Source organism: Bradyrhizobium sp. NBAIM03, from assembly GCF_020194055.1.
GTDB lineage: Bacteria > Pseudomonadota > Alphaproteobacteria > Rhizobiales > Xanthobacteraceae > Bradyrhizobium > Bradyrhizobium yuanmingense.
In genome coordinates this window covers 403,469-419,699 of record NZ_JADYVS010000001.1, presented here as the reverse complement: position 1 = coordinate 419,699, position 16,231 = coordinate 403,469, and the positions used below count along the sequence as shown (strand labels likewise).

General features: G+C 65.1%; 10 protein-coding genes. 2 read left to right on the top strand and 8 right to left on the bottom strand.

All coding sequences use genetic code 11. The features are described from left to right. Positions 1-2: 2 nt before the first annotated feature. From glgB to I6F21_RS01865, 3 genes are read right to left on the bottom strand one after another with little or no spacing between them, the layout of a single operon-like run. On the bottom strand, positions 3-2,141 hold the full coding sequence (gene glgB, locus I6F21_RS01875) for a 1,4-alpha-glucan branching protein GlgB (protein WP_036027305.1): 2,139 nt from the start codon (positions 2,139-2,141) through the stop codon (positions 3-5). After that, the gene (treS, locus tag I6F21_RS01870; protein ID WP_225142202.1) at positions 2,134-5,427 is read right to left on the bottom strand and encodes a maltose alpha-D-glucosyltransferase; all 3,294 of its coding nucleotides are present in this window, start codon (positions 5,425-5,427) and stop codon (positions 2,134-2,136) included. The genes glgB and treS overlap by 8 nt, the downstream gene beginning before the upstream one ends. A gap of 11 nt (positions 5,428-5,438) precedes the next feature. Next, positions 5,439-7,385: a maltotransferase domain-containing protein gene (locus I6F21_RS01865; RefSeq protein WP_225182727.1), complete on the bottom strand. Its 1,947-nt coding sequence runs from the start codon at positions 7,383-7,385 to the stop codon at positions 5,439-5,441. Positions 7,386-7,589: 204 nt separating this feature from the next. Between I6F21_RS01865 and malQ the strand changes: the two genes are divergently transcribed. Beyond that, positions 7,590-9,551: a 4-alpha-glucanotransferase gene (malQ, locus tag I6F21_RS01860; protein WP_225182726.1), complete on the top strand. Its 1,962-nt coding sequence runs from the start codon at positions 7,590-7,592 to the stop codon at positions 9,549-9,551. Between the two features lie 30 nt (positions 9,552-9,581). Beyond that, positions 9,582-11,384, top strand: coding sequence for a glycoside hydrolase family 15 protein (locus I6F21_RS01855; protein WP_225182725.1), 1,803 nt, complete (start codon positions 9,582-9,584; stop codon positions 11,382-11,384). A 209-nt stretch (positions 11,385-11,593) separates the two neighbouring features. On the opposite strand, the gene I6F21_RS01850 is transcribed toward I6F21_RS01855, so the two are convergent. Genes I6F21_RS01850 through gnd form a run of 5 tightly spaced genes read right to left on the bottom strand, consistent with a single transcriptional unit; the run spans position 11,594 to position 16,220 of the window. Continuing rightward, a complete protein-coding gene (locus I6F21_RS01850) occupies positions 11,594-12,406 on the bottom strand; it encodes an HAD family hydrolase (RefSeq protein WP_225112109.1) in 813 nt (270 codons plus the stop codon). Beyond that, positions 12,403-12,945: a gluconokinase gene (locus I6F21_RS01845; protein WP_225182724.1), complete on the bottom strand. Its 543-nt coding sequence runs from the start codon at positions 12,943-12,945 to the stop codon at positions 12,403-12,405. Before I6F21_RS01845 ends, I6F21_RS01850 begins: the two co-directional genes overlap by 4 nt. Next, positions 12,932-13,681, bottom strand: a complete 750-nt coding sequence (gene pgl, locus I6F21_RS01840) for a 6-phosphogluconolactonase (protein ID WP_225112110.1) — start codon at positions 13,679-13,681, stop codon at positions 12,932-12,934. The genes I6F21_RS01845 and pgl overlap by 14 nt, the downstream gene beginning before the upstream one ends. Next, positions 13,681-15,192 (bottom strand): glucose-6-phosphate dehydrogenase, encoded by a 1,512-nt coding sequence (gene zwf, locus I6F21_RS01835; RefSeq protein ID WP_036007281.1) that lies wholly within the window; start codon positions 15,190-15,192, stop codon positions 13,681-13,683. Before zwf ends, pgl begins: the two co-directional genes overlap by 1 nt. 29 nt (positions 15,193-15,221) lie before the next feature. Beyond that, complete coding sequence (gene gnd, locus I6F21_RS01830) at positions 15,222-16,220, bottom strand: phosphogluconate dehydrogenase (NAD(+)-dependent, decarboxylating) (protein ID WP_225182723.1); 999 nt, start codon at positions 16,218-16,220, stop codon at positions 15,222-15,224. Between the last annotated feature and the right edge of the window lie 11 nt (positions 16,221-16,231).

Genomic DNA, 16,231 nt, shown 5'->3' with positions numbered 1-16,231 from the left:
GATCAGCTTTCCGGAACAAGAAAGATCGCAGCCAGCGGCGGAATGGTGAGGCGCAGCTCGCCGCCCTCGGCATGGACCTCGCCGACATTGCCGACATTGCTGCCGCCGTAATGGGCGGAATCGGAGTTGAGAACTTCCTTCCACTTGCCGCCGAAGGGCACGCGAACGCGATAGTTCTGGTAGACGTTAGGCGAGAAGTTGATGATGACGACACACCGCGCGTGCTCGTCGAATCCCTTGCGCAGCCAGGCGAAGACGTTGCGGTTGGCATCATCGGTGATCAGCCATTCGAAGCCGGCCTGCTCGCAATCCATCTGGTGCAGCGCCGGAACCGCGCGATAGAGCCGGTTGAGGTCGCGGATCAAGGCCTGGACGCCGGAATGGACCTTGTATTCGAGCAGATGCCAGTCGAGCGACTGGTCGTGATTCCATTCGCGGCTCTGCGCGATCTCGGCGCCCATGAACAAGAGCTTCTTGCCGGGGTGGCCGAACATGAAGCTGTAGTAGGCGCGCAAATTGGCAAAGCGCTGCCACTCGTCGCCGGGCATGCGGCCGAGGATCGAGCGCTTGCCGTGCACGACCTCATCATGCGACAGCGGCAGGATGAAGTTCTCCGAGAACGCATAGTGCAGGCCGAACAGGATCTCGCCGTGGTGATGCTTGCGGTGGATCGGATCCTTGCTGATGTAGTTCAGCGTGTCGTGCATCCAGCCCATGTTCCACTTGTAGCCGAAGCCGAGCCCGCCGAACTCGACCGGGCGCGAGACTTGGGGCCAGGCGGTGGACTCCTCGGCGGCGGTGGTTGCCTGCGGGAAGCGGGCGAACACTTCCGTGTTGAAGCGGCGCAGGAAGTTGATCGCCTCGATGTTCTCCCGCCCGCCATATTGGTTCGGGATCCAGGCGTCGGGCGGCCGGCTGTAGTCGAGATAGAGCATGGACGCGACCGCATCGACGCGCAGACCGTCGATGGCGTAACGCTCCATCCAGAACAGCGCATTCGACACCAGGAAGTTCGTCACTTCGGTGCGGCCGTAATTGTAGATCAGCGTGCCCCAGTCGAGGTGGCGGCCCTGGAGCGGGTTGGCGTGCTCATAGAGCGCGGTGCCGTCGAAATGGCCGAGCCCGTGGGGATCGTCGGGGAAGTGACCCGGCACCCAGTCGAGCAGCACGCCGATGCCTTCGCGGTGGCAGGCATCGATCAGCGCCGCAAAATCCTCGGGGCCGCCGAAACGGCTGGTCGGCGCATAGAGGCCGGTCGGCTGATAGCCCCAGGAGCCATCGAACGGATGCTCGTTCACGGGCAGGAATTCGAGATGGGTGAAGCCCATGTCGCGGGCATAGGCCGGCAGCTGCTCGGCCAGCTCGCGATAGGTCAGCCATTCATTGTTGTCCTTGCGCCGCCACGAGCCGAGATGCACCTCGTAGATCGACATCGGCGCCGACAATGCGTTGATGCCTTCAGGCGCCGGGCGCGGTCGCGGCAGGCGCGCTTCGTCGAACACGATCGAGGCCGTCTTCGGCCGCAGCTCGCTGGCAAATGCCATCGGATCGGATTTCAGCGGCAGCAGATGACCATGGGGTCCGACGATTTCGAACTTGTAATGATCGCCGGCCTTCGCATGCGGGATGAACAATTCCCAATAACCATTGCCGCGCACCCGCATCGGATGGCGCCGCCCGTCCCAGTAGTTGAAGTCGCCGACCACGGAGACGCGCCGCGCGTTCGGCGCGAGCACCACGAAGCCGATGCCGTCGACGCCCTCGAGCCGCATCGGATGCGCGCCGAGCTTGTCGTAGAGGCGCTGATGGGTGCCTTCGCCGAGCAAATAGAGGTCGAAATCGGTCAGGATCGGCGGAAAACGGTAGGCATCCTCGAACTCGACCACGTCGTTGCCGAACTTCGCGCGCAGCTGGTAGTGCTTCGAGCCGTTGGGCAGGGCGCCGATGAACAGGCCGGAATCGTGGACGCGATCGAGCGGCGCGACCTCGCCATGGTCGCCGACTGCCTCGACATTGGTGGCCTCGGGCAGAAACGCGCGGACAACGCTCTTTCCGCCCTCGGGATGCAGCCCGAGATAGTGGAAGGGGTCGGAGTGGCGGCCTTCGATGATCGCGTAGGCTTCTGCAGGCAGTTTAGGCATGGGCTTCGCTCTCGGCACTTGACAGAATGCGAAGCAGTCCGGTCAGCGGCGCATGGAGTCCCTCAGGCCGGCGGGACAGCTCGTACTCTACGTCGTGGAACGCTCGATCCAGGAGGAAAAATCTCAACAGGCCTTCCGCGCAGGACCGATCGTCCGGCCACAGCCTCCGATCGGTCATGGCTTCGCGGTAGGCGGACAGGAAGGTCGCGGTGGCGCGCTCGCGCCATTCGTCGAGCGCGGCCGCGAGCCGGTCCTGCTCGTCGGAAGCACCCGTGAGCGCGCGGCTCAGCGCCACGTTCACAGAAAGGTCGATGGAATGGATCAGGCCGGCGACGTCGCGCGCGGCCGGCGCCTTGCGGCGCTTGTTGGCCAGCGGCACACGCGGATCGCCGTCGAAGTCGATGATGAAGATATCGTCCTTCACGATCAGAGTTTGCCCGAGCCGGAAGTCGCCATGATGACGGATGTTCAACCCGCCGATCTCGGATGGCAAGAGCGCATTGAGGCGGTCGAACAGGTCCGCGCGTGCAGCGATGAGCCGGTCGATCAGGGGCCGGTCCATCTCCCGCAGCCCGTCGCGGCTGTCGGCAAGCAGCTCGAGAATCCGCTCGGCACGCGCCTTGAGGTCGGAGAGCGCAGCCTTGATCTGGGCGGAGTCGATCGGCTCCGGGGCGAGATCGGCGGGCTCCGCCGCGGTGAGAGCGACATGCAGCTCGGCGAGCCGCCGGCCGATCTGCGCGATGAAATGCAGATAGGGCGCCTGCTCCTGGGTTTCGCGCGGCATCTCATCGGCGGGCGCCACGCGCTGCTCGTCGATATAGCGGTCGAGATATCCGGTCGTCACGGTCCAGCCGTCGCCCTGGTTCTCGACATAGGCATGCAGCACGCCGAGCGCGCTGCGCTGGTTGCCGTCGACCAGCTCGACGCTGCCGAGCAGTGCCGGCGTGTTGGCAAAGCGGGCGACCTCGGTGAGATAGTAGCCGATCTCGATCTCGGGGCTGATGCCGCTCTCCAGCCGCCGATAGATCTTGGCAACGTACTTGTTGTCGACCAGCGCGGTGCTGTTCGACTGTTCGATGGCGCGGATGCGTTCGGGCTCCTTGATGGTGTAGTCGGCGAAACGGCTGGTCGCCTTGAACTCGAGCCGCAGATTGTTCTCGTCCACGACCAGGTTTTGCGACAGCCCTCGTAAGAACAGACCGATGAAGATCTGCTCGGTCGCGACGTCGAGGAGCGTGCCTTCGCGTGCGCCCTGGCGGACGGCGGCGAGCGCCTTCGGGTTGAAGCGCTCGCGGTCGAAACGCACCCATTCGATCTGCATGGGCATCACGTACCGCGTCGTCACCTCGTCCCGCGTCGTCTCGAAGAACGCGATCCAGGGTCTGTTGTCGCCGATGTCGCTGAACGGTACCGCGGAGGTCAGCGTGGTCCGGATGTGCTTGGGATTGTTCTCGGGATACCAGCGCGTCCGTGACAGGAAGCCCGGCAGCACGTCGCGCTCGAACACGCCGCGCTCGCGGGCGAGCGAGACCCAGTTCGAGTTCACCGGCACGACCAGCGTCTCGAATTCCGGCACCGCGCGCGGCACAACCGGCTCGGACTTGTCGCGCTCCTGAAGCTGGAACCAGTAGAAGCCGTAGGGCCCCAGCGTGATCATGTAGGGCAATTCGCCGATCGCGGGAAAGCGCGTGCGGCCGAGCATCTCCTGCGGGATGCGGTCCTTCCACGGCGACAGGTCGAGCTCGGTCGCCTGCGCGGCGCGCGACAGATTGGCGACGCAGAGGATCACCTCGTCGCGGTATTGGCGGACATAGGCGAGCACGGCGCGATTGGCCGGGCGGATGAAGGTCATGCTGCCGCGGCCGAAGGCGAGCGTCGACTTCCGCACCGAGATCAGCCGCTTGGTGGCGCTGAGCAGCGAGGACAGGCTGCGCGACTGCGCCTCCACGTTGACGGATTCATAGCCGTAAACGGGATCCATGATCAGCGGCGCGTAGAGGCGGGCGGGGTCGCAGCGCGAGAAGCCGCCGTTGCGGTCCGGGCTCCACTGCATCGGCGTGCGGACGCCGTTGCGGTCGCCGAGATAGATGTTGTCGCCCATCCCGATCTCGTCGCCGTAATAGATGATCGGCGTGCCCGGGAACGACAGCAGCAGCGAGTTCATCAGCTCGATCTTGCGCCGGTCGTTGTCCATCAGCGGCGCAAGGCGCCGGCGGATGCCGACATTGATGCGCGCGCGGGGATCGTTGGCGTAGGTGGTCCAGAGATAGTCGCGCTCGACGTCGGTGACCATCTCCAGCGTGAGCTCGTCGTGATTGCGCAGGAACAGCGCCCATTGGCAGCTCGCCGGGATATCCGGCGTCTGGCGCAGGATGTCGGTGATCGGGAAGCGGTCTTCCTGGGCGATCGCCATGTAGATGCGCGGCATCAGCGGGAAGTGATAGGCCATGTGGCACTCGTCGCCACGGCCGAAATATTCCTGCACGTCCTCCGGCCATTGATTGGCCTCGGCCAGCAGCAGCTTGCCCTTGGAATACGCGTCCAGCTCCTGGCGCAGGCGCTTGATGATCGCATGCGTCTCGGGCAGGTTTTCGTTCGAGGTGCCCTCGCGCTCGCACAGATAGGGAATCGCATCTAACCGGAAGCCGTCGACGCCGGCATCGAGCCAGCGCTTCATCACTTGGATGATGGCGCTGACCACGCGCGGATTGTCGAAATTGAGATCGGGCTGGTGCGAGAAGAAGCGGTGCCAGTAGAACGCCCCGGCTTCTGGATCCCAGGTCCAGTTCGACTTCTCCGTGTCGGTGAAGATGATGCGCGTGCCCTGGTACTTCTGGTCCGTGTCGCTCCAGACGTACCAGTTGCGCGCGCTCGAGCCCGGATGGCTGCGGCGCGCGCGCTTGAACCATTTGTGCTGGTCCGAGGTGTGGTTGACGACGAGCTCGGTGATGACGCGCAGGCCCCGCTTCTGCGCTTCCTGGATGAAGCGCTTGAAATCCTTCATCGTCCCGAAATCGGGATTGACCGCGCCGTAATCGGCGATGTCGTAGCCGTCGTCGCGGCCGGGCGACGGGTAGAACGGCAGCAGCCACAGCGCGGTGACGCCGAGCTCCTGCAGATAGGGCAGCCGCTCGGTCAGGCCGGCGAAGTCGCCGATGCCGTCATTGTTGCTGTCGGCGAAGGCCTTGACGTGGAGCTGGTAGATGATGGCGTCCTTGTACCAGAGCTCATCCACGATCTCGGCAGCCTCAGCCTTCTTGGTGTCGACGGAAGACAGAACATTCATGGCGTGACCCCTTACGCCAGGCAGCGGAACAGAAGTGCCGGATCGCGGTCGGGATCGATACGCAACTTGATGCCGCCCCATTCGATGCGGGACTGTTCGCCGGTGAGGAGGTTTTCGAGTGCCGTCACATGGTGACGCCGCCCGCCGGCGTCAACGGTGAGATCGCCGAGCGCCAGCCAGCATTCCCGCACGTGGCGCGAGAGCGCGATCACGACGACGACAATGTTGGCCGGATCGGCCGCCTCCTTGGCGAAGGCGATCGTCTCACCGTCCTCGATGGCGAGGAAGCGCAAATTCGCGGTCTGCTGGAGCGCCGCGTTCTCGTTGCGTATGCGGTTGAGCGCGGCGATGTAGGGTTTGATGTTGCCCGATCTGTCCCAGTCGCGCTGCCTGATCTGGTACTTCTCGGAATCCAGATATTCTTCGCGGCCGGGAATGGCGTCGTGCTCCAGCAGCTCGAATCCGCTGTAGATGCCGTAATTGCCCGAGAGCGTTGCAGCCAGTGCGATCCGCGACTTGAAGGCCCAGGCCTCTCCGCTCTGCAGGTGAAAGGGCAACAGGTCAGGCGTGTTGACGAACATGTTCGGACGGTAGAAATCGCGTTCGGGATAGCGCGTCAGCTCGCCGAGATATTGCTCCAGCTCCCATTTTTCCGTGCGCCAGGGGAAATAGGTGAAGGACTGCGCGAAGCCGAGCTTGGCGAGGCCCTTCATCAGCTTTGGCCGTGCATAGGTCTTGGAGAACAGGATCACGTCGGTATGACGGCGGCTTATATCGCGGATCAGCCACTCCCAGAACGCGAGCGGCGCGGTGTCGTGATTGTCGATGGCGAAGATGGTTACACCCTTGTCGATCCAGAACAGCATGGCGTCGCGAAACGCATTCCACAGCCCGACGCGATCGACCGAATTGAAGTCGGGGATAACGATGTCGGAATAGGGGCCGTCCGCCGTCTTCACCGAGCGGTCGGGCCGCCATTTGAACCATTCCGGATGCTGCGTCAGCCAGGGATGATCCGGCGAGCACTGCACCGCGAAGTCCAGCGCAAGCTCGAGCCCGTATTCAAGACATGTGGCGACCAACGCGCGGAAGTCCTCGATCGTGCCGAGCTCCGGATGCAGCGCATCGTGGCCGCCCTCGGCCGAGCCGATCGCATAGGGCGAGCCGGGATCGCCTTCACGGGCCACCGGCGCATTGTTGCGGCCCTTGCGGCTGGTCTTGCCGATCGGGTGGATCGGCGTGAAGTAGAGCACGTCGAAGCCCATCGCGGCGATGTCAGGCACGCGCGCGATGCAGTCGCGCAGCGTGCCATGCCGGCCTGGCAATGCGCTCTGGCTGCGCGGCATCATCTGATACCAGGTGCTGAAGCGCGCCTTGTCGCGGTCGGCAGTCAGCGGGAAGAATGGCGAACGCGTCAGGTCCGGCCGCGACTGGCTCTCGGCCATGGCTTCGCCGAGCTCGGTCGCGAGCAGCGAGGTGATGTCGCCGTTCCTCAGGTAATCTTCGCACTGTCTGATGATGATCGCTGCGGCGTCCTGCCGCGCGCCATGCGCCTTGGTCAAAAGCCCGGCGCCCTCGATCGCATCGAGGCTGACATCGGCCCCGGTGCGCCGCTTTCGCGCGGCGGCGTGCGACCATGTAGCGAACTCGTCGGTCCAGGCTTCGATCGCGTAGACATATTGGCCGGGCTCGGGGGGCGTGAACGCGCCGGACCAGCGGTCATTGCCGTGATGGGTCATCGGCTCGCTCCGCCATTCGCGCTCCTGCTCTCCTCGCCAGATCAGCGCGGCTGAGATCACGGCCTCGCCATCGCGGTAGATGTCGGCCCAGACCTCGACCGGCTCGCCCGCGATCCGCTTCACGGCGAAACGGCCGCCGTCGATAGCGGGATAGACGTCCTCGATCAGGAAAGCGCTGCCGGCCGCGGCACTCTCGACAGTTTGAATTGTCTTGTTCACGGTGATGCCATTGACAAGAAAGCAGGAGCCCGTTTCCCTTGTCGGGAACCCACGCTTGGTACCATGATAGAAAGCCGCTTGTGTGTCATTGGTTCCCTTGGGAACGGCAAGCGCAGTTTGCGAGTTACCCCTGACTAACCTCTTCCGCGATCTCGTTATTCTCGATGCCCCTGGCCAATTAATGGCCTGCAAGCTGCGTGCCGAATGGATCTTTTAGCTCAAGCCCGGATCAAGGGCGTTCAATCCGAATTCATCGATGCCCTCGGCAAGCTGCGGGTCACCGCGCCCGAGGCCCTCAAATCCATCCTCGATGCCCTGCCGGAGAAGCGGGTCTATCGCTTCGTCAGCGGGCCGGTCGTGGTCCGTGCGCTCGGACGCCCGCGCACGGAATTGGCGTCGGTTGGCGCGCCGCCGCTGCAATGGAAAATCGCCGGCAACGGTAATGTGATCGCGGCAGGCGAGACGCGGGAGCCCGTGATCGCCTGGCCCGCGGGCCTGGCGCTCGGGTATCACCGCCTGACGCTGACCGATGCCGAAGGTGCGAGCGAAGACGTGCCGATGATCGTGGCGCCCGAGCGCTGTTTCGGCGGCGATTTCGACCGCGGCTGGCTGCTCGCCGTGCAGCTCTACAGCGTCCGCTCCGACCGCAATTGGGGCATCGGCGATTTCACCGATCTCGCGGGCCTGGTCCGGCTCGCCAAGCAGCTCGGGGCCGACGGCGTCGGGCTCAATCCGCTGCATGTCCTGTTCGACGATCACCCGGCCGATTGCAGCCCCTATTCGCCGAACAGCCGGCTTTTCCTCAACCCGCTCTATATCGACGTCGAGGCGATCCCTGAATTCTCGGCCGACCTCGTGCCCGACGCGGCCGCAACGGCCGCCCGTCTGCGCGAGGGCGACCGCGTCCCTTATACCGACATGGCGGCGCTGAAATGGCTGGGCCTGCGCGCCGCCTTTAACAGCTTCGTGACAAGCGCGAGCGAGGCGCGTCGCAACGCGTTTGACGCCTTCCGTGCGGAGCGCGCGCCGCTGTTGTCCCGCTTTGCCTGTTTCGAGGTGCTGCGGCATCGTTTCACCGGACCCTGGTGGGAATGGCCGCAAGAATGGCAGCAGCCGGACGAGGCGAAATTCGCCGAGCTGCGCAACTGCCCCGACAAGCGCGAGGTCGAGTTCGTCGAATTTGTGCAATGGACGGCCGACAGCCAGCTGCATGCGGCCAAGGAGCTGGCCAGCCAGCTCGGCATGCGGGTCGGGCTCTATCTCGACGTCGCCGTCGGCGTGCAGTCCAACGGCTTCGATGCCTGGAACGAGCAGACGGCGATCTCGCGTCATCTCGCGGTCGGCGCGCCGCCCGACGTGCTCAACACGATCGGCCAGGATTGGGGCCTTGCCGGCTTCAATGCCGGCGGGCTGGAAGCGCAATCCTTCGTCCCGTTCGCCGACATGCTCGCGGCGTCGATGCGCCATGCCGGCGCCATCCGGCTCGATCACGTGCTCGGCCTGAAACGGCTTTATCTGGTGCCGCGCGGCTTCAAGCCCGACAACGGCGCCTATGTGCAGATGCCGTTCGAGGCGCTGCTGGCGGCCGTAGCGCGCGAGAGCGCGGCCCATGAATGCATCGTGATCGGCGAGGACCTCGGCACCGTGCCGGAAGGTTTCCGCGAGATGATGCAGGATTTCGGCATCTGGTCCTATCTCGTCATGATGTTCGAGCGCGACGATGCCGGGCATTTCCGCAATGTCGACCATTACCGGCCCAATGCGCTGGTGACGCTGAACACGCATGACCTGTCGACCTATGCCGGCTGGCGCTCCTTCAGCGATCTCAAGATGAAGCGCTCGCTCGGGCTCGATCCCGGCGAGAACGACCAGGCGCGCTGGGATGCGCTCGGCGGGCTCGACGAGATCCTGCGCCAGAACGGCATCAGCGCCAATGATCTCTACTCTGTGCTGGCCTTCCTGTCGCGCACGCCGTCACGGCTGCTCGCGGTGTCGATGGAGGATCTGCTCGGCGTGATCGACCAGCCCAACATTCCCGGCACGATCGACGAGCATCCGAACTGGCGCCAGCGCCTTCCGGTCGCGCTCGACAAGATCGCGTCCAAGATCGATCTCGCAGCTTTGAAGGCTGCGACGCGGGAACGTTCATTGCCCGGCGGGAATTGAACCGCCGGGACTTGCCAGGCTCGCACGACATTGGCTCAAAGGATCGAGGACTATGCGCTGATCGGCGATTGCGAGACCGCGGCGCTGGTCGGGCGCAACGGCTCGATCGACTGGCTGTGCTGGCCGGCCTTCGATTCCGACGCCTGCTTCGCCGCCATCCTCGGTACCCACAAAAACGGCCGCTGGCTGGTCGCGCCGAGCGAGGCCGCAACCTCCATCTCGCGGCGCTATCTCGGCAACACCCTCATCCTCGAAACGCGGTTCGAGACGAAGAAAGGCACCGTCGCGCTGATCGATTTCATGCCGCTACGCGGCAAGGCGTCCGACATCGTGCGGCTGGTCCGCGGCATCCGTGGCACCGTGAAGATGCGGATGGAGCTCGTCATCCGCTTCGGCTTCGGCGCGGATATTCCCTGGGTGCGGCGGATCGACCATTCCTTGATGGCCATCGCCGGCCAGGACATGACGGTGCTGCGCACTCCGGTCGAGACCCGCGGCGAGGATCTGACCACCGTCTCGGATTTCGAGGTGAAGGAAGGCGAGACCGTGCCATTCGTGCTGACTTACGGTCCCTCGCATCTCGCCCCGCCTGCGCCGATCGATGCGGAGCTGGCGCTTCAGGAGACCGAAAAATTCTGGGAGGACTGGTGCGGCCATTGCACCCGTGACGGCGACTATCAGGAGCTGGTCCTGCGTTCGCTGATCACGCTGAAGGCGCTGACCTTCGCGCCGACCGGCGGCATCGTCGCGGCACCCACCACCTCCTTGCCGGAGAAGCTCGGAGGCAGCAGGAACTGGGACTATCGCTTCTGCTGGCTGCGCGATGCCACCTTCACGCTGCTGGCGCTGATGAACTCGGGCTACACCGAGGAAGCCCTGGCCTGGCACAATTGGCTGCTGCGCGCCGCGGCCGGCTCGCCCGCGAACATGCAGATCATGTACGGCATCTGGGGCCAGCGGCGCCTCCTGGAATGGGAGGCGGGCTGGCTCGGCGGCTACGAGGGGGCGCAGCCGGTGCGCGTCGGCAATGCCGCCCACGCGCAGCTCCAGCTCGATGTTTACGGCGAATTGATCGACGCCTTCCACCAGTCGCGCACGGCGAGGCTCAAGCTCGACGACGAGACGACCTGGGCGCTGGAATGCGCCGTGCTCAATCATCTGGCCGAAGTCTGGGACCGGCCCGACCACGGCATCTGGGAGCGGCGCGGCCAGCCCAAGCACTATGTCTTCTCCAAGGTGATGACCTGGGTCGCCTTCGACCGCGGCATCAAGAGCGCCGAGACCTTCGGCTTCAAGGCGCCGCTGCTGCACTGGCGTGCGCTACGCGAAGCCATTCATCGAGATGTCTGCAACAGGGGATTCGATGCGGAGGAGAATGCGTTCGTCGAATCCTACGGCTCGAAGATGCTCGACGCCAGCGTGCTGCTGCTGCCCGCCGTCGGCTTCCTGCCGGCGGACGACCCGCGCATCCGCGGCACCATCGCCGCGGCCGAAAAATGCCTGATGCGCGACGGTTTCGTGCTGCGGCACGACCCGCGCGAGCTGCCCCCGGACCAGCCGCCGCTCGAAGGCGCCTTCCTGGCCTGTACCCTATGGCTCGCCGATGCCTATGTGCTGTCGGGCGATCTCGACAAGGCGCAAGTTCTGCTTGACCGCGTGGTCGGCATCGCCAACGACGTCGGGCTGCTGGCCGAAGAATACGATTCCGTGGCCCGCCGCCAGACCGGCAATTTCCCGCAGGCGCTGACCCACATCGCGCTGATCAACACGGCGCACAATTTATCTGCGGCAAGGCAGGGCAGCGAGAAGCCGGCAGTGCAGCGGTCGAAGTAGTAGGAAGCGCCGTCAGGCGCTTTTGCCTCCACGAGCACGGTGCACTCCCTCTCCCGCTTGCGGGAGAGGGTTGGGGAGAGGGTGTCTCCGCAATGGGATAGCCCCCTAGAGGAGAAAGCCCTCACCCGCGCCTTCGGCGCGACCTCTCCCGCAAGCGGGAGAGGTTGCACCGAGCCCGTGGCAATCGAGTCAATCTAAGCCATTCCGCTTTAGCCCACCCCATTCCGCGTCAAGATCATCTCCATCGCCTCGGCAAAGCCGTCCTGCTCGTTGGTCGCAGTGACATGCGTCGCCTCGTCCTTGACGTTGTCGGCGGCGTTGCCCATGGCGATCGAGGTGCCGCTGACGCGGAACATGGCGAGGTCGTTCTGCATGTCGCCGATGGTGGCGACCGCGTCGGTGGAGATGCCGAGGCGCCTGGCCATCGCTTGCACGAATGTGCCCTTGTTGAAGCCCGGCGGGGTGATGTCGAGATAATAGGTCTGCGAGCGCACCGCGGTCGCCGCGCTGCCGAGGGCTTCCTGCATCACCTTCTCGCACGCCTCGAGCCGGGCCGCGTCGGCGCTGGCGCCGACGATCTTGCAGGCGCTGGCAAGGTAGGGCGTGAAGTCAGTCACGATCGTCGGATCGGAGCGGATCGTGTGCCGCTCGTGCGCGACGTAGCTGCCGCTGGGATTGTCGATCAGCCATTTGTCGGTGGTGAACAGCCAGACGTCGGCGCCGTAGTCGCGGAGGATCTGCAAGGTGCGCTCGGCCGCGCGCGCTGGAATCAGGTGCTGCTCGACCGGCCGCATCTCGGGATCGACGATCGAGGAGCCGTTGAACGGCCCAACCGGCAGCCACAGCGCCAGCGGCTCGATCAAGAAGCGCATGCCGATCGCCGGACGGCTGGAGGTGATGGTGAAACCGATGCCAGCCTGGTGCAGCCGCTGCACGGCGTTCTTCGCGCGCTCCGTCAGCGTCTTGTCCTTGGTCAGCAGCGTGCCGTCGACGTCGGAGACCACGAGTGAGATTTGGGTCATGGCAGAACCTTGGGTGTTGCGCCGCCCAGTTTGAGCTGCCGCACGATGCCGTCTACGATCGCCTCGACGGTCTCGTCGATCGAGACGGTGATGGCGTGCTCGCCCGGCTCCGGCGGCTCCAGCGTCTCGAACTGGCTGGCGAGCAGTCCGGGCGGCATGAAGTGCCCTTTGCGCTGCGCGAGCCGTTCGGCGATCAGCTCCTTGGTGCCCTTCAGGAACACGAAGCGGACGTCATCGCGTCCGCGCAGCAGCACGTCTCGATAGGCGTGCTTCAGCGCCGAGCAGGCGATGATGACGTGCTCGCCGCGGCCGCAGACCCGCGCGATTTCGTCGGCGATGGCATTCAGCCAGGGCCAGCGGTCTTCGTCGGTGAGGGGATGTCCGGCCCGCATCTTCTCGACATTGCTGGCGGGATGGAAGCTGTCGCCGTCCTCGAACCGCCAGCCGAGGCGCTCGCCGAGCGCCTTCGCGACCGTGCTCTTGCCCGAGCCCGACACGCCCATCACGATCAATGCACAGGGTGCTTCAGCGCGGCCCACGAATGTCCTCCGGAAGCGCGGCCTTGTCGACCAGCCAGACGGTCTCGCCGTTCGAGCGCGCGCGCAAGGCCGGCAGATTCTCGCCATTGCAGAGGCGCGTCAAGATCGGCCGCTTGTCGTGCCCGGCAATCTCGAACAGCATCTCGCGGCAGGAGGCCAAAGCGGGCAGGGTGAGCGAGACCCGCGGCACGAACGGCGCAACGTTCGCCTTGGGAACGCCGACGACCCAGCGTCGGGTCTCCTCGATCTCGGGGTAACCGGGAAACAGCGAGGCGGTGTGGCCGTCCGGTCCTGCGCCCATCAGGACGAGATCGAACAGCGGACGTGCGGGATCGAGCTGGTCTCCGCCATAGAAGGCCTGCAGCTCACGCGCGTAGGCTTCCGCAGCGGCATCGGGATTGTCGGCTGTGGTCGGGATCGGGTGAATATGGCCGGCGGGCGCGTGGCGATCGAGAAAGGTCGCGCGGGCGACCGCCATGTTGTTGAGGGGATCGCTGTCGGGCACGAAACGCTCGTCGCCGATGAACCAATGCACGCGCTCCCACGGAATCCTGCCGCGCCCGGCCTCGCTGCCGAGCAACTGATACAGCGTCCTCGGGCTGGAGCCGCCGGTGAGGCAGATCGCAATCCGGCCCGGATTGGCCGCGATCCGCGCCAGCACGCGTTCGGCCGCGGCGCGGGCGAGAGCTTCGGCATCGGCCTCGACGATCAGCTTCGGCTGCTCGGCCTGAGCCATCACGAGAACTTCCGCCAGCTTCGCCCGTCGCGCCGGAGCAGCTCGTCGGCGCAGGCAGGGCCGTCGCTGCCGGCTTCATAGGTTTCGATGCCGTTGCTGCCCGCGCCCTTCCAGGCATCCAGGAACGGCTGCACGGCCTGCCAGCCGGCCTCGATGCCGTCGGCGCGCTGGAACAGGATGTTGTCGCCGATCATGCAGTCGTAGATCAGCGTCTCATAGCCGGTCGAGGGATCGGCGCGGAAATAGTCGCCATAGCGGAACTTCATCTCGACGCCGTCGATGGTGATGCTCGGCCCCGGGATCTTGGCGTTGAACTGCAGCTCGATGGTCTCAGTCGGCGCGATGCCGATGGTGAGGAAGTTCTGCGACAGCCGGTCGACGTCCGTCCCTGAGAACATCGACAGCGGCGCCTGCTTGAACTTGATCGCGACTTCGGTGCGCTTGTGGCCGAGCGCCTTGCCGGTGCGCAAGTAGAACGGTACGCCGGCCCAGCGCCAATTGTCGATCATCAGCTTGAGCGCGACAAAGGTCTCGGTGGTGCTGTCGGGCTTGACGTCCGCGGTCTTGCGATAGTCCGTGATCTCGTCGTCGCCGCTGCGGCCCGCGAGATATTGCGCGCGCACCGAATTCTTCAGTGCGTCCTCCCGGCTGGGCAGCTGGATCGATGTCAGCACGTCCGCCTTCTCGGAGCGTACGGAATGTGCGTCGAAGCGGGCGGGAGGCTCCATCGCGACCAGCGACATCAGCTGGAACAGGTGGTTCGGCACCATGTCGCGCAGCGCGCCGGTGGCATCATAGAAGCCGCCGCGGTGGCCGACCCCGAGCTTCTCTTCCACGGTGATCTGGATGTGGTCGATGTGGTTGCGATTCCAGATGGGCTCGAACATGCCGTTGGCAAAGCGCAGCACCAGGATGTTCTGCACCGTTTCCTTGCCGAGATAATGATCGATCCGGTAGATCTGGTGCTCGTCCATGATCTTCAAGAGCTCGGCATTCAGCGCGCGGGCCGAGGCCAGATCGGTGCCGAACGGCTTTTCGATCACGAGCCGCCGCCAGGCGCCGTTCTCCCTCATCATGCCGGTGCGGCCGAGCTCCCGCGCGGTCGGCGCGAACGCGGCCGGCGGCGTTGCCAGATAGAACAGCCGGTTGCCGCCGGTGTCCTGCGCGCATTCCAGCGAATCCAGATGCTGGCGCAGGCGGTCGAAGGAGGGCGGATCCTTTGCGTCGGCCTCGACGAAGGTCACGCATTCCAAAAGCCTCGTCGCGATGTCGTCGTCCACCGGGCGCGTCGCGAATTGCCGCAAGCCCTTCAGCAGGCTGTCGCGCAGCTCCTCATCCGACTGGCCCCTGCGGGCGACGCCGACGACGCAGAATTTCTCCGGCAGAAGATGCTCGGCGGCCAGGTTGTAGAGCGAGGGCATCACCAGGCGATGGGTGAGATCGCCGGTGACGCCGAAGATGACGAAGGCGCAATTTTCCGGCTTGCGCTTTGGCTGCGGGTCTTTTGTCACGAATGGTCGGCCTTCGCTTGGTTTACTCGTTACTTCGGCTTCGCCGCGCCCGGCTGCTTCGGCTCCTTGTGTCCGCCGAACCCTGCGCGCATCGCCGAAAGAATTTTTTCGGCGAAGGTGTGTTCTTTGCGGGACCGGAAACGTGTGTAGAGCGCCGCGGTCAAAACCTCGGCCGGCACGGCCTCGTCGACCGCCGCATTCACGGTCCAGCGGCCTTCGCCGGAATCCTCCACGAAGCCGGAATATTCGGCGAGCTGCGGACTGTCAGCGAGTGCCGTCGAGGTGAGGTCGAGCAGCCAGGACGGAATCACGCTGCCACGCCGCCACACTTCAGCGATGTCGGCGAGATCGAAATCGTAGCGATGATCCGCCGGCAAAGCCTCGATATTGGCATTCCTGAGGATGTCGAAACCTTCGGCATAGGCCTGCATCAGGCCGTACTCGATGCCGTTGTGGATCATCTTGACGAAATGGCCTGCGCCGACGGGCCCGGCGTGGATGTAGCCTTGCTCGACGCGGGGATCGCGGCCCTCGCGCCCCGGCGTCCGCGGAAGGTCGCCGGCGCCCGGCGCGAGCGCCGCAAAGATCGGATCGAGTCGGTCGACCACCTGCTTCTCGCCGCCGATCATCATGCAGTAGCCGCGGTCGAGCCCCCACACGCCCCCGGAAGTGCCGACATCGACATAATGGATGCCGCGCGCCTTCAGCGCCTTGCCGCGGCGGACGTCGTCCTGCCAGAAGGTGTTGCCGCCGTCGATGATGACGTCGCCTTCCTGCATCACGGCGGCGATCGTCTCGATCGTGGTCTCGGTGATGCGTCCTGCCGGCAGCATCACCCAGGCCGTGCGCGGCCGCTCCAGCTTGGCGACGAACTCTTCCAGCGTCGCCGAGCCGACCGCGCCGTCGGCGGCAAGGCCGGCGACGGCCTTGGCGTCCTTGTCGTAGACCACCGTCGAATGCCCGTGGCGCATCAGGCGGCGAACGATGTTGCCGCCCATTCGGCCGAGGCCGATCATGCCGAGTTGCATCTGCATTATTC

Excerpts from the sequence above, each read along its gene's own strand:
- malQ (WP_225182726.1), top strand. The coding sequence starts at position 7,590 with ATGGATCTTTTAGCTCAAGCCCGGATCAAGGGCGTTCAATCCGAATTC.
- pgl (WP_225112110.1), bottom strand. The coding sequence starts at position 13,681 with ATGGCTCAGGCCGAGCAGCCGAAGCTGATCGTCGAGGCCGATGCCGAA.
- treS (WP_225142202.1), bottom strand. The coding sequence starts at position 5,427 with ATGAATGTTCTGTCTTCCGTCGACACCAAGAAGGCTGAGGCTGCCGAG.
- I6F21_RS01850 (WP_225112109.1), bottom strand. The coding sequence starts at position 12,406 with ATGACCCAAATCTCACTCGTGGTCTCCGACGTCGACGGCACGCTGCTG.
- glgB (WP_036027305.1), bottom strand. The coding sequence starts at position 2,141 with ATGCCTAAACTGCCTGCAGAAGCCTACGCGATCATCGAAGGCCGCCAC.
- gnd (WP_225182723.1), bottom strand. The coding sequence starts at position 16,220 with ATGCAACTCGGCATGATCGGCCTCGGCCGAATGGGCGGCAACATCGTT.